The 13400-nt window shown below is 65.9% G+C and carries 9 protein-coding genes; 1 reads left to right on the forward strand and 8 read right to left on the reverse strand.

Annotated features, from left to right (window positions below; all coding sequences use genetic code 11):
- A partial coding sequence (locus tag ENJ37_02855) for a transcriptional regulator (protein HHL39425.1) occupies positions 1-108 on the reverse strand: 108 nt, incomplete at its 3' end.
- On the opposite strand from ENJ37_02855, the gene ENJ37_02860 reads away from it, so the two are divergent.
- Positions 68-688: a pyridoxamine 5'-phosphate oxidase family protein gene (locus ENJ37_02860; protein HHL39426.1), complete on the forward strand. Its 621-nt coding sequence runs from the start codon at positions 68-70 to the stop codon at positions 686-688. The two genes, ENJ37_02855 and ENJ37_02860, sit on opposite strands and share 41 nt — an antisense overlap.
- Before the next feature lie 280 nt (positions 689-968).
- Here the strand turns inward: ENJ37_02860 and ENJ37_02865 are convergent, their stop codons facing one another.
- The 7 genes from ENJ37_02865 to ENJ37_02895 all read right to left on the reverse strand — a co-directional run bounded on the left by ENJ37_02865 (position 969) and on the right by ENJ37_02895 (position 13176).
- The gene (locus ENJ37_02865; GenBank protein HHL39427.1) at positions 969-1235 is read right to left on the reverse strand and encodes a YHS domain-containing protein; all 267 of its coding nucleotides are present in this window, start codon (positions 1233-1235) and stop codon (positions 969-971) included.
- A complete protein-coding gene (gene folK / locus ENJ37_02870) occupies positions 1232-1804 on the reverse strand; it encodes a 2-amino-4-hydroxy-6-hydroxymethyldihydropteridine diphosphokinase (GenBank protein ID HHL39428.1) in 573 nt (190 codons plus the stop codon). Before folK ends, ENJ37_02865 begins: the two co-directional genes overlap by 4 nt.
- A 31-nt stretch (positions 1805-1835) precedes the next feature.
- The gene (locus ENJ37_02875) at positions 1836-3068 is read right to left on the reverse strand and encodes an LL-diaminopimelate aminotransferase (protein ID HHL39429.1); all 1233 of its coding nucleotides are present in this window, start codon (positions 3066-3068) and stop codon (positions 1836-1838) included.
- A gap of 570 nt (positions 3069-3638) precedes the next feature.
- The gene (locus ENJ37_02880) at positions 3639-4379 is read right to left on the reverse strand and encodes an FAA hydrolase family protein (protein HHL39430.1); all 741 of its coding nucleotides are present in this window, start codon (positions 4377-4379) and stop codon (positions 3639-3641) included.
- A gap of 304 nt (positions 4380-4683) precedes the next feature.
- Positions 4684-5889: an argininosuccinate synthase gene (locus ENJ37_02885; GenBank protein ID HHL39431.1), complete on the reverse strand. Its 1206-nt coding sequence runs from the start codon at positions 5887-5889 to the stop codon at positions 4684-4686.
- Positions 5890-5906: 17 nt separating this feature from the next.
- Positions 5907-6821 (reverse strand): ornithine carbamoyltransferase, encoded by a 915-nt coding sequence (gene argF, locus ENJ37_02890; protein HHL39432.1) that lies wholly within the window; start codon positions 6819-6821, stop codon positions 5907-5909.
- A gap of 211 nt (positions 6822-7032) precedes the next feature.
- Positions 7033-13176: a hypothetical protein gene (locus tag ENJ37_02895; GenBank protein HHL39433.1), complete on the reverse strand. Its 6144-nt coding sequence runs from the start codon at positions 13174-13176 to the stop codon at positions 7033-7035.
- Positions 13177-13400: the final 224 nt, after the last annotated feature.

Below are 13400 nucleotides of genomic sequence, written 5' to 3' on the forward strand. Positions count from 1 at the left end.
AAACCTCCTCTTGCCCTCGAAAAGCTCCCGCAGGAGCAAGACCTTCCACCTGCCGCCGATCAGGTTCATGGTCGTCTCCACGGGACAGGGCGACATCTTCTCCGGCATGACCTCCTCCCCCCATTGGTTACTCAAATGTCAGTATATTACAAACAGGTGCCTTCTTGCAACAAGAAAGCAACATACATATAATATTGTAAACAGGGAGAACGAGGAGCCGAACAGAATGAAAAAGCAAGGAGGATCAGCCATGAATACCACAAGGCAGCGGATCGTCGAGTACCTCGAGTCGCACCGGAAGATGACTCTGGCCACGGTGACGCCGGAGGGTCGCCCCTTAGCCCACACCGTGGAGTATGCGTCGTATGGTCCCACCGTCTATTTCGCCACCCGGAAGAGCACGAGAAAGGTTCAAAACATCCTGAAGAACCCCGAAGTGGCCTACGCGGTGGACGAGGACTACGACGACTGGCTCCAGATCCAGGGGGTCCAGATGGAAGGTGTGGCTACCGTGCTTTCGGACCAGGACGAGAAGGACAAAGCCGCCGCCGCGTACATCGAGAAGTTTCCATTCGTCGCGGACTTTCCCCCCAACTCTGAGATGGTCTTCGTCAAGGTGGAGCCCGTGAGAGGGTTTTTCCTCGATTACACACAAGGTTTCACGCACCGGGAAGATACTGAGTTTTGACCTGACATCCTTCGACAGACGGCCATGTCCGCCGGGCCGTCTGTCGAATGCGAGCTAAGCGGGCAAAGGGGGCGCGAGCTCCACTTCCGCCTGACGGACAGTGCCTTCCGGCCTGCCTGCCGCGGCGGGCACGGCGCTGGCAGGGGAGCGTTGATCAAATAATGAAAGAGACAAGCGAGGAAGACTTCGGCCTTGAAGACCGGGTCTTTGAGTTTGGGATACGGAAAGACGCGAACCGTGATCGTCAGCGGGGCAGGGCCGGCTCCTTGCGCTTCGGGAGTTAACGAGAAGGGCTCCTCAGCTCGTGGAGGAACTTCTGGCGGCAGTCGTCGCCGCAGAAGTAGTAGAGCTTGTCGCCCTTTCGCACCGTCAGGGCCGCCTCGACGGAGACGTAACTGCCGCAGACGGGGTCGAGGGCCGTCTCGGCGCCGTCGAAGACGACGGGACGCCGGGAGGCGGAGGGGTCGTCCTTGGGCCTGGGGGCAAGGAGGCCCTTCACGAACTTGTAGGCAAGAAAGGCTGCAACGATGAGTATGATGAGTCTCACGGACCTTCTCCCGGAGGCGCCGGCGGCCTCGGCCCCTCGTCTTCCGGGCGGCCGCCCAGCCTCCTGATGAGTCCCTTGTCGCCCGCGGCGTCGGCGAGCTCGCCGATGGTGCGCCCCAGCAGGGGATGGCGCACCGAGGCGGCCAGGTGGGCAAGGGGCCTGAGCACGAAGGGGCGCTCGTGCATGAAGCGGTGCGGTATGACGAGCTCGTCGCTCTCGACTATACGCTCTCCGAAGAGTACGATGTCGAGGTCCACGGGCCGCGGCCCCCAGCGCCGCCCCTCCTTCCTGCCCATGCGGCGCTCGGTCTCCTTGAGGAGCCTGAGCAGGCCGTGAGGATCGAGGCTCGTCTCGACCTCGACGACGGCGTTGACAAAGGACGGCTGCTCCTTAACGCCCCAGGGCTCGCTCTCGTAAAAAGGGCTGGACGCCACGACACGGACCGCCCGACAGCGCTCAAGCTCCCGGAGGGCGCGACGGCAGTTGCTCTCGCGCGCGCCCCTGTTGGAACCGACGGCCAGGAATACCCGGCAGCTCCCCTCGTGCTTCGGCTCCTTCGGACGTCCCATCTCCTCCCCCCGGCGCTCGGCGGCCTCCCACTCAGAACTCGAGGTCCAGGGCCGCGAGCCTGCGGCCCGCCTCTTCCATGACCCGGCGCTCGTCGTCCTTGTCCCTGGCCGCGAAGGTGGCCGAAAAACGCAGGAAGGACCCGGCGTCGTCCCACGGCACGGTGGAGATGGAGGCCTCCTTTATGAGGTACTCGGAAGCCGCCTCGGCGCTCCCGAAACGCACCCCGCGGGCCGCCTTCGGCGCCCTGACATAGAGGTAGAACGACCCGCCGGGCATGGAGGCGTCGAAACCGGCCTGTCTCAGGGCCTCGACCATGAGCGAAAGCCTGCGCCGGTACTTGGCCGCCGTCTTCTCCGTTATCTCAGGATGGCCGAGGGCGTAGACGCCGGCCTTCTGTATGGCGATGAACTGGCCGGAGTCGTAGTTGTCCTTCACGTGGGCGAAGGCGCTTATGACCTTTTCGTTGCCGGCGAGAAAGGCCAGGCGCCAGCCCGTCATGTTGTAGGCCTTGGAAAAGGAGTGTATCTCTATGCCCACGTCCATGGCGCCTTCGACACTGAGAAAGCTCAGCGGCCTGCCCTCGAAGTTGAGCGCCGCGTAGGCCGCGTCGTGGACCACCACGATGGAATGTCTCTTTGCGAAATCGACGACCTTCGAGAAGAACTCCGCGGAGGCCGAGGCGCCGGTGGGGTTGTTGGGATAGTTGAGGTAGAGGAGCTTCACCTTCTCCAGCTCCTCCCCGCCGAAGGCGTCGAGGTCGGGAAGAAAGCCGTTCTCCTCGGTGAGCGGCGCCCTGAGCACCCGGCCGCCGTTCCAGCCGGTGTGGGTCGCCATGACGGGATAGCCGGGCGTGGTCATGATCATGGCGTCTCCGGGGTTTATGAAGGCCTCGGGGATCATGGCGAGGGCCGGCTTGGAGCCGATGGAGTGGATGACGTTGCGCTCGGGGTCGAGCCCTCCCACGCCGAAGACCTCCTCCATGTAGCGGGCCGCCGCGACCTTGAGCTCCGGTATGCCGTTGTCCGCGTAGCCGCGGTTCTCCGGCTTGGCGCACTCGATCCGCAGCGCCTCCACAACGAGCGGAGAGGCCATCTCGTCGGGCTCGCCGACGCCGAAGTCGAGAAGCTCCACGTGGGGCCGCTCCCTGCGCGCCTGCGCCTTGGCCCTCTTTATCTTCTCGAACTTGTATATCTTCGTGTCCTTGCCGAAGCCCTCGCCGCCGATCCTCTCGGCGAAGAGCCCCTGGATGTAATCGTCAGACATGACCGAAAATCTCCTCCTTACCTTTTGGGGAAGCTCTGATTAATGACCCTGGGGGAAACTTTCTACAGAAAGTTTCCCCCAGACCCCCTTCAAAGACTTTTAATACGAGTTGGTTTCCCCCTGTTTTGCCTGGCAAAACAGGGGGAAACCAACTCGCGTTAAAAGTTTTTAGAGGGAGTCTGAGGGAACCGTGGGTCTGTGACCCGTGGGTCTGTGACCCTTTTACAAAAAGGTTCCCTCAGTGCAATAAATCAGAGTTTCCTTAAGAAGGGCCATAGGCCCACGGTTCCCCCGCCCTATCGTATGGCATTCGGTTCTTCGGCCGTACCGGGGGTTCGGCCCGCGCCAGGCGGGGGTTTTTACGCCTTTGCGGCCCGACCCCCCGGTACAGCCCCCACGCAGCCGGCGCGGGGAGGACGCCCCCTTCAAAGACTTTCAATGCGCCGGGCTTTCTCCCGAATCTGCCGCGCAGATTCGGGAGAAAGCCCGGCGGCGTCGAAAAGCTTTGGTACGAACTCCGGGACAAGCGCCGGTCGCCGTCCCCTGCTCAAAAAGCCTTCCCCCGTACAGTCAACCGTGCTCTCGCTCCCGCGCGGCCGTCACGGTGTTGACGAGCGAGCCTATGCCCTCTATGCGCACCTCCACCTCGTCGCCCGGTTTCATCCTACCCACGCCCGACGGCGTGCCCGTGGCTATGACGTCGCCGGGCAGGAGCGTCATGACCCTGGAGACGAAGCTTACAAGCTCGAAGCAGTCGAAGATCATGTCGGCGGTGGAGCAGTCCTGGCGCTTACTGCCGTTGAGAAAGGTCTCGATGCGCACGTCCCGCGGATCAAGCTCCGTCTCTATCCACGGTCCCATGGGAGCGAAGGTGTCGAACCCCTTGGCGCGCGTGTACTGCACGTCGCGCCCCTGCAGGTCCCGGGCCGTCACGTCGTTGAAACACGTATAGCCCAGTATATAGCCGGCCGCCTCGTCGACGCCCACGCCCCTTGCCTCCCGGCCCATCACCACGGCGAGCTCCCCCTCGTAATCGACGCGGCGCGACATGTGGGAAGGGTAGACTATCTCGCCGCCGGGCCCCGTGACCGCCGTCGGGGGCTTGAGAAAGAGCATGGGCTCCTGCGGCAGCTCCTTATCGAACTCGGCGGCGTGGGCCTTGTAGTTGAGCCCTATGGCGACGATCTTCGAGGGCAGGACAGGGGCGAGAAGAGCCGCCTCGCCTTCCTCGCAGACAAAGTCCCCCTTGACGACGGGACCCCCGAAAAAACCGCCGCCCTCGACCTCGTAAACGCCCCCGTCACAGAGCACGGCGCAACGGACTACACCTCGGTACTCGACCCTCGCAAGCCTCACAAACTCCCACCCCGCTGAGCTAACCTTTGGAAACTCTGATTTATCGCACCGGGGGAAACTTTCTGTAGAAAGTTTCCCCCAGCCCCCCTTCAAAGACTTTTAATTCCCTGCGGATCATCCCGATTTTGCTTGTGCAAAATCGGGATGATCCGCAGGGCGTTAAAAGTTTTTGGAGGGAGTCTGAGGGAACCTTTTTACAAAAAGGTTCCCTCAGAGCTTTCCTCGTCAAAACGGTCGAAGTTCGGCGGCTTCCCCCGGCTCATCGCTTCGACATCATGGCCTTGAGTTTGAGCCTCAGGGCGTTGATCTTTATGAAGCCGTCGGCGTCTTTCTGGTCGTAGACCGTATCTTCCTCGAAGGTGGCGAAGTCGGGATGCCAGAGCGAGGTCTCGGCCTTGCGGCCCGTGACAATGACGTTGCCCTTGTAGAGCTTGAGTCTCGCCGTTCCGCTCACGCCCACGGCGGCCTCGTCCATGAGGGCCTGGAGCGCCGTCCTCTCCGGGGCGAACCAGTAGCCGCGGTAGATGAGCTCGGCGTAGCGGCTGATGAGCGAATCGCGCAGCGCCATGACCTCGCGGTCCATGCAGATGCTCTCCACGGCCCGTCTCGCGGCGTGCAGTATGGTGCCGCCGGGCGTTTCATAGACGCCTCTGGCCTTCATGCCCACCGAGCGGCTCTCCACCATGTCGACACGGCCTATGCCGTTTGCGCCGCCGAGCTCGTTGAGCCTTTCGAGAAGCGCCGCCGGGCTGAGCCTCTCGCCGTCCACGGCCACGGGGTCCCCGTCCACGAAGTCTATCTCCACGTACCTCGGCCTGTCGGGCGCCCGCTCGGGCGAGACGGTGAGGACGAACATCTCTTCGGCGGGCTCGGACCACGGATCCTCGAGTATGCCCCCCTCGAAACTCATGTGAAAGAGGTTGCGGTCCGTGGAGTAGGGCTTTTCCCTGGTGACCGTGACGGGTATGCCGCGGCTCTCGGCATAGCGGACGAGGTCCTCCCTGCCCTTGAGGTCCCACTCGCGCCACGGCGCTATGACCTTTATGTGGGGGTCGATGGAGTAGTAGGCGAGCTCGAAGCGCACCTGGTCGTTGCCCTTGCCCGTGGCACCGTGGCTCACGGCGTCGGCCTTCGTATGGCGCACCACCTCCATCTGGGCCTTGGCTATGAGGGGACGGGCTATGGATGTGCCGAGCAGGTATGTGCCCTCGTATACGGCGGCGCCCCGCAGCATGGGGAAGACGAAGTCCTTTGCGAACTCCTCGCGCAGGTCGCGGATGTGGACCTCGCTCGCTCCCGTGGCGAGCGCCTTCTCGCGCAGCGGCTCCACCTCGGCGCCCTGGCCTATGTCGGCGACGAAGGCTATGACCTCGCAGCCGTACTCCTCCTTGAGCCACCGGATGATGATCGACGTATCGAGCCCGCCCGAGTAGGCGAGCACCACCCTCTTCACCTGCTTGTCCATCTCCGCTCCCCGGTCTCTTACTGGGCGCACAGCAGCCGTTCGAGCACGGCCTTCTGCATATGGAGCCTGTTTTCGGCCTGGTCCCACACGGCCGAGCGGGGCCCCTCGATGACCTCGTCGGTTATCTCCTCGCCGCGATGGGCGGGCAGGCAGTGGAGCACAATGGCATCTGGCCTGGCAAGCTCCAGGAGTCTGGAGTCGATGGTATAGCCCCTGAAGCGCTCGACCCTCTCGCGGCGTTCGTCCTCCCGGCCCATGCTGGCCCAGACGTCGGTGTTGAGAACGTGGGCCCCCCTGGCGGCCTCTTCGGCGCTGCCGACCATCTCTATGTTCGCGGCTCCGGCCCTGCGCGCCGCCTCGAAGAACCTCTCCGGCCGGTAGCCCTCGGGACAGGCGAGCCTGAGCCTGAAGCCCATCAGCGCCGCCGCCTCTATCCAGGAGTTGGCCATGTTGTTGCCGTCGCCGATCCAGGCCGCCTCGATCCCCTCCAGCCCTCCGAACTTCTCCACCACGGTCAGCAGGTCGGCGAGCACCTGGCAGGGGTGATGGTCGTCGGTGAGCCCGTTTATGACCGGTATGGCCGAGTAGCGGGCGTACTCCTCTATTATTTCATGGCCGAAGGTCCTGATGACCACGGCGTCCACGTAGCCCGACATGACGCGGGCCGTGTCCTTGATGGGCTCGCCGCGGCCTATCTGCGAGTCGCGGTGGCTTATGAATATGGAGCCGCCCCCGAGCTGGCGCATGGCCGTCTCGAAGGAGACGCGCGTGCGCGTCGAGGGCTTCTCGAAGATGAGCCCCAGTATCCTCCCCTTGAGCGGCTCGTGGCGTATGCCGCGCCGCAGCCGCCCCTTCATCGAGCGGGCCCTCTCGATGAGCCCCTCTACGGCGGCCCTGTCAAGGTCCCCTATGGTGAGCAGATTCCCTGCCATGATCCCCCGACAAAAAAACCGCCCGAAGAGGGCGGGCACCGGGTCTGAACGGGAGGGAACCTGCCGCAACCCTTCCCCCGTTCCCCCGGGTCGGCATGGCCGCGTCCCCCCATATCCGCGTAACATCCCCGAAAAGAAATAAAATATTGCACCGCGGCGTCTTTGTCAAGGAGAATATGGCGCGGGCCCCTTGTGACGGCCTGCCGGAGAGCTACTTTATGAAGCGCACCTTCGGCTCCTCGTGGCGCGAGATGTTGCCGTGGAAGTACTTGTACCTGAAGAGCGCGTCCATGCTGTGGCAGTCCGAGCAGAGCGAGAGCTGGCTCAAGTTGCGCAGGAAGCTGTTGGTCACCTTGCCTTCCGTGTTCCTTCCGGGCCCGTACTTGTCGGCCGCCGGCCGCCAGCGGTGGGGGTTGTGGCAGGTGGGACAGGTGATGAAGCCCGAATCCCGCACGTTGCCCTCGCTGTCGTAGATGGGGTAGAAGATGTCGGTATGTCCGCTCCGGCGTTTTATCGTGTCGGTAGTCACCATGAGGACATCGCGCGGGTGGCGCAGTCTGAGCGGTATCTTGGCCGATGCGACGCGCCCCTTGCCGTGGCATGAGAGGCAGGCCCGCTCCATGAAGTCCTCGCCGGGCCCGAGCTCGCGGGCCCAGATGATGCGTTCGCTCACGGCGTCATGGGGGCTGTGGCACTGGCCGCACACGCCGCTGCGGGCCACGGTCTCGCCGCGGACGTTCTCTTCGTCGGGGGCCGTGACCCTCAGGTCGTGCTCCGTGGCGAGCACCCAGCGCTTGCCCCTGTGGCACTCGATGCAGAGCTTCGAGATGCCCGAGGCCCGAAGGCGCAGAAAGCTGGTCGAGCCGTCGCCCTCGGCGTCCGTGGAGGCTCCGGCCGGGCTGTTCATGTCCTCGGGGTCCCACTGGTGGGGGTTGTGGCAGGTCATGCAGGTGACCGTGCCGCGCTCCCTGTCGTCGGTCCTGGCGCCGTCCTTTTCATAGAGGGGAAGCCCCGCCCGCTCCATCGCGGCCGAGGTCCTGACGCCCACGGGGTGGCTCCGGGGTCCGACCGTCTTGTCGCCGGCCGGACCGCCTTCGTAGTGGCAGCTCTCGCAGAGGTTGCGGCCCATGTCGCCGTCGTAGACGAGGTTGCGCGACCAGAGCGCCGGGCCCGTCGCGTTGTGGGGCACGTGGCAGGCGCCGCACACGCCCGACTCTCCGGGCCTCTGTCCCGCGGCGTTGGGCTCGTCCGGGGCGGTCTGCTCGAGGTTGTGGAGCGACATGATAACGGGCCTCTTGTCGACGTGGCAGTTCCAGCACAGCCCCGAGCCCGGGCTGTTGGCGATGCGGAGAAAGCTCGTAGACCCGTCGCCGTCCTCGTCGACAGCCCCCCTGTTGGACTCGTCGGCCGGGTCGTAGCGGTGCGGGTCGTGGCAGGTGGAGCAGCTCATCGTGCCGTCGGCGACGCGCCGTCCCTTGCGGTCGTAGAGCGGCAGCGCCCTGACGGAAGGCTCGGACAGAGGCCACTTGAGGAGGTGTATGACCCTGCTGAGCCACCCTTCGGACCTGGGCAGAAGCCCTATGTCCGTGACCGGCACTCCCACAGGGTGGCTGCGCCCGCCGGGCTGTTTCTCGCCGCCCGCGCGCCCCTCGCTGTGGCAGGTGAGACAGAGCCTCGATGCGGCGTCGGCCTCGCTCTCCACGTCCTCCACGGCCCAGAGCCTCAGGGGCCCGCCGCCGTGGGGTATGTGGCAGGCGCCGCAAAGCCCCGATCTACCGGCGTCGGCGCCGAGGATGTTCTTCGCCGCGGCCGCCGAAAGACGCAGGTCGTGCTTCGTATCCTCGACGGCGCGCTTGTCCCGGTGACACTCCGCACAGAGCGCGCTATCGCCGCTCGCCCTCATGCGAAGAAAGCTCGCAGACCCGTCGCCGTCCTCGTCGCCGCCCTTGTCGGCCTCGTCCTCCGGGTTCCAGCGGTGGGGGTCGTGGCAGGTAGAGCAGAGCACGCGGCCCGATCCGCTGAGCGGACTCCTCGCCCCGCCCGCCAGGTAGAGCGGGAGCCGCGTCCTCATGCCCGTGCCCTTCAAGTCCGCGCCGGTGGGATGATTGACGCCTTCCACCGTCTTCTCTGCGGCGATGCCGTCATCCCTGTGGCAGGAGGTGCACTGGCGGGTCGAGTGGTCGTCGCCAGTGCCGGGCTCCCTGGCCCACATCATGGCGTCCGAGCCGTTGTGGGGGAGGTGGCAGGCGCCGCAAAGCCCCGAGCTCTCGGGACCCCGGCCCTCGATGTTGCGCGAGTCCTCGAATGCCCGGCGGGCGTCGTGGCGCGTGCCTGCCACGGCGCGCTTGTCCCCGTGACACTCCGCGCAGAGCGCGCTATCGCCGCTCGCCCTCATGCGAAGAAAGCTCGTAGACCCGTCGCCGTCGTCGTCGCCGCCGCCCTTGTCGGCCTCGTCCTCCGGGTTCCAGCGGTGGGGGTCGTGGCATGTCGCGCAGACGACCTTGCCGCCCTCTCCGCCCTCCGACCTGTAGCCCTCCCACGTATAGAGGGGAAGCCTTGTGTCGGTAGCGAGCTCTTCGAGGTCCACCCTCAGGGGGTGGGAGTTGCGGCCCACCTTCTTCTTCTCCGCCACGGCGCCTTCGCTGTGGCAGGAGAGGCATAGCATCTCCTGGCGGTCCTCGCCGCCACGAAGCTTCCGGGCCCACATCATGCTCCCGTCACCGTCGTGGGGCACGTGGCAGGCGCTGCACGGGCCCGCTTCGGCCGCCCGCTGGTCGAGGGCGTTCCTCTCCTCCGGGGCCGCCGCCGACATGTCGTGCCTCGTGCCCACAAGCGACGCCTTCTCCCCGTGGCAGGCGAGACAGAGCGAGCCGTCGGCGCGGCCGAGGATCGTTATCTTCTCGTCGGCCGCGTTGTGCGGGGTGTGGCAGCTCTGGCAGATGACGGTCCCGGCGGGACCGAGGGTGGCGCCGTAGCGGCCGGCCACGTCCTTGAGGTCGATCCTGTCGGAGAGGACGTTGACCGGATGGGAGCCGGCCTCCATGCTCTCTGTGCGGCTGCGCGTGTACTTGTCGGCGTGGCAGAGGCCGCAGAGCTCGGAGCGCTCGTTCTCGACCCGCAGAAAGCTGTCGGCGTTGCCGCCCTCCACGTCGGCGCCGCCGCGCCTTGCCGCGTCGACCGGGCTCCAGCGGTGGGGGTCGTGGCAGGTAGAGCAGCCCACAAGGCCGCTGTCGCGGCTTCGCAGCCTCTCGCCGCCCGCGCCGTAGAGCGGGAGGTCTATGTCCACGTCGAGCTCCTCTATGTCCTCTTCGAGGGGATGGGAGATCGCTCCCGTCGTCTTCTCCGCGGCCACGCCGCCTTTTATGTGGCAAGAGAGGCAGAGCTCGCTGTTCGGTCCCGGCTCTCCGTCCGCCACCGCGCCCCCGGTCCCCGGGGCCGCCCTCTCCACGGCCGCTGCGGACACACCGTCCGCCGCCCGCCCCTTTTCAGGGGCGTCCTTCCAGGGGAAGCTGCGGGCCCAGAGCCGCCGGCCCGTCGCGTTGTGGGGGACGTGGCAGGCGCCGCAAAGGCCGCTTCGCGCCGTCGTCTCGCCGAGGACGTTGACCGCCTCGGCGGCCGAGACGGCCATGTCGTGCTTGGTGCCCGCCACCGCCTCCTTGTCGCCGTGGCAGTCGAGGCAGAGCTGTCTATCGCCGCCGGCGGCCTTTATGCGCAGAAAGCTCGTCGTGCCGTCGCCGTCCTCGTCGGGCGCGGCGGCTCGTTGCGGGTCCGAGGCGTCGAAGCGGTGCGGGTCGTGGCAGGTGGAGCAGGTAACGATCCCCTCTCGGCCGCTGCCCGTCGCCCTGCCCGAGGCGTCGAAGAGCGGCAGAGAGGTCTCCATGCGGCGCTCCTTCATCTCCATGCCCACCGGGTGGGAGCGCTCGCCCACCGTCTTCTTCTCCGCCACGGCCCCCTCGGCGTGACAGGAGAGACAGAGGGGGCTCAGCAGGTCCGCGGGCCCCTCTTGCGCCCCGCCTCCGCCGGCCTCGCCGCCGCCGAGCTCTCTTGCCCAGAGCCTCGGTCCCCTGCCCCCGTGGGCCACGTGGCAGGCCGAGCAAGCTCCGGCCGCGGCCGCCCTCTCTCCCTTCGAGTTCTTCTCGTCCGGGGCCCTCTCGGCGAGGTTGTGGCTTGAGAGGACGACCGGCGCCTTCTCCTCGTGGCAGGCCGCGCAGAGCGCCGAGTCCCGGCGCCGGGCCACGAGCATGTGCTCGTCCCCGGCATTATGGGGACGGTGGCAGCTCTGGCATATGATCTCCCCCCCGGAGCCGGCGACGGCGTCAAAGGGCTTCAACTTCGCCGCAATATCGATCTCTTCCGGGACGACGTTCACCGGGTGGGTCCCCTTCTCCGCCGCTTCGGCGAGGTCCTTGGTGTAGCGGTCCCGGTGGCACGAGGCGCAGATACGGGAATCCCTGTTGGCCGTGCGAAGAAAGCTCGTCAGGTTGTCGCCCTCCCTGTCGCGTCCGCCCCGGTCGCGCTCGTCCGCCGGGTTCCAGCGGTGGGCGTCGTGACAGGTGGCGCAGGAGACGAGCAGCGGTCCCTCCCCGCCGGGCCGGGTCTTCGCGCCGCTGCCGTCGAAGAGCGGCAGCTCGGTCTCCACGGCCGCCCCGCTCATGTCGTCGCCCACGGGATGGGAATGCTCCCCCACGGTCTTCTCCGAGGCCACGCCCTCTTCGCGGTGACATGAGATGCAGAGCGGGCTTACGGGGTCCGCGCCCGGCACCGCCTCCACCGGCCTTGCCCACATCTTCGGCCCCCTGCCGTTGTGGGGCAGGTGGCACGAGCCGCAGACCCCTCCCTCCACCGGTGTCTCGCCGAGCACGTTGCGCGAATCCGGGGCCGTAACGGCCATGTCGTGCTTTGTGCGCTCCACCGAGACCCTCTCCCTGTGGCACTCGATGCACAACGAGCTTCCCCTGTGGGCCGGTTTTCTCAGGAAGGACGTGGAGCCGTCTCCCTCCTCGCCCTTGCGGGCGACCCTCGATGGATCGAGGGGGTCCCACTGGTGGGGGTCGTGGCAGGTGGCGCAGGTTATGCGCCCCTTTCCCTCTGCGTCGGCCCTCACGCCGTCGGCCGTGAAAAAGGGCAGGTCCGTATGGAGGTCCAGCCCCTCCACCTCCCTGCCCACGGGGTGCGAATGGAGGCCCACCGTCTTCTCCCCGGCCACGGCCCCCTTGCTGTGGCACGATAGGCACTGGCTCTCGATGAGGTCGCCGCCGGGCCCGCGCACGAGCCGCCTCGCCCACATCCTCGGGGCCGTGCCCTTGTGCATGAGGTGGCAGGCGCTGCACACCCCCTGCTCGCCGGCCGTCCTGCCGTCGATGTTCTTCTCCCGCGGCGCCGACACGGCGAGGTTGTGCTCCGAGCGCGCCACCGCAGCCTTCGAGGTGTGACAGGTCGTGCAGAGGGCGCTCGCCCGGTTGCTCTCCACAAGAAGGGGGGTGCCCCTCGTGCCGTTGTGCGGCGAGTGGCAGGTGCGGCAGTTTATCCTGCCGTCAAAGCTCAGGTAGGGTTTCTCGCCGTTGCCCCACCTCTCGGGAAGCCTCGCCTCGTCGATGAGCTTCACGTCCACCGGGTGGCTGTGCATGCTCAGCTCGGCGCGGCTCTTCATGTCGGGCTTTCGGGAGTGGCATGTCTCGCACAGGGCCGAGTGGGTGAGGCCCTCGCCGCTGTTGGGTATTACGAGGAAGTGGTCGGCCGTCGAGCCGTGGGGGGTGTGGCAGGTCTGGCAGATGATGCGGTTTTTCGTCGTGCCGAGCTTGCCTCCGGCCTCGATGATGGCCCGGGGCACCTCGAAGTCCTCCATGTCCACCGGGTGGCTCCCGAACTCCGGCCCCCTGTCCTTGTCGCGGTGGCACATCCTGCACATGGCCGAGTTCTCGTTGGAGGTGCGAAGGAATATGGTCCGCTCTATGCCGGGCCGCGTGTCCACGCCGTGGGCGCTGTGGCAGGTGAAACACTGGATGCGCCCCTCTTCGTCGAGGGGGAACTCCTTCGGTACGGTCACCCGGTCCGAGGGCTTGACACCCGTCTTGTGGCGCGACGTCTCCCAGACCTTGAGCCTCGAGTCGACGACCGAGCCGTCGTGGCAACTGTAGCACATCATCTCCTTTGCCACGTGCTTTTCCGTCGGGTACGCGGCTATGTCCGTTCCCACGCCCATGCGGTAGAAGACGTCGATCCAGTTGTAGTGGCAGATGGCGCACTCCTTGGCCGAGTTGGGGCCCTGCTGCACCACGGGAGAGGCGGCCCGCAGGGGGGCGGCCTGCCCGAAAAGGACCGTGAAAAACAGTATCGTGAAGTACGCCTTCTTCATGATCACGCGCGGCAAGGACTTTAGGAAACTCTGATTTATTGCACTGAGGGAACCTTTTTGTAAAAAAGGTTCCCTCAGACTCCCTCCAAAAACTTTTAATGCGAGTTGGTTTCCCCCTGTTTTGCCAGGCAAAACAGGGGGAAACCAACTCGTATTGAAAGTCTTTGAAGGGGGGCTGGGGGAAACGTGGGCCTGTGGCCCTTCTACAGAAAGTTTCCCCCAGG

It is taken from the genome of Deltaproteobacteria bacterium (assembly GCA_011375175.1).
Classification (GTDB): Bacteria; Desulfobacterota; GWC2-55-46; order GWC2-55-46; family DRME01; genus DRME01.

What these genes read in the sequence shown, in the direction of transcription:
- ENJ37_02860 (HHL39426.1), top strand. Translation starts at nt 68, where the DNA reads ATGGTCGTCTCCACGGGACAGGGCGACATCTTCTCCGGCATGACCTCC.
- folK (HHL39428.1), bottom strand. Translation starts at nt 1,804, where the DNA reads ATGGGACGTCCGAAGGAGCCGAAGCACGAGGGGAGCTGCCGGGTATTC.
- ENJ37_02875 (HHL39429.1), bottom strand. Translation starts at nt 3,068, where the DNA reads ATGTCTGACGATTACATCCAGGGGCTCTTCGCCGAGAGGATCGGCGGC.
- ENJ37_02885 (HHL39431.1), bottom strand. Translation starts at nt 5,889, where the DNA reads ATGGACAAGCAGGTGAAGAGGGTGGTGCTCGCCTACTCGGGCGGGCTC.
- argF (HHL39432.1), bottom strand. Translation starts at nt 6,821, where the DNA reads ATGGCAGGGAATCTGCTCACCATAGGGGACCTTGACAGGGCCGCCGTA.
- ENJ37_02895 (HHL39433.1), bottom strand. Translation starts at nt 13,176, where the DNA reads ATGAAGAAGGCGTACTTCACGATACTGTTTTTCACGGTCCTTTTCGGG.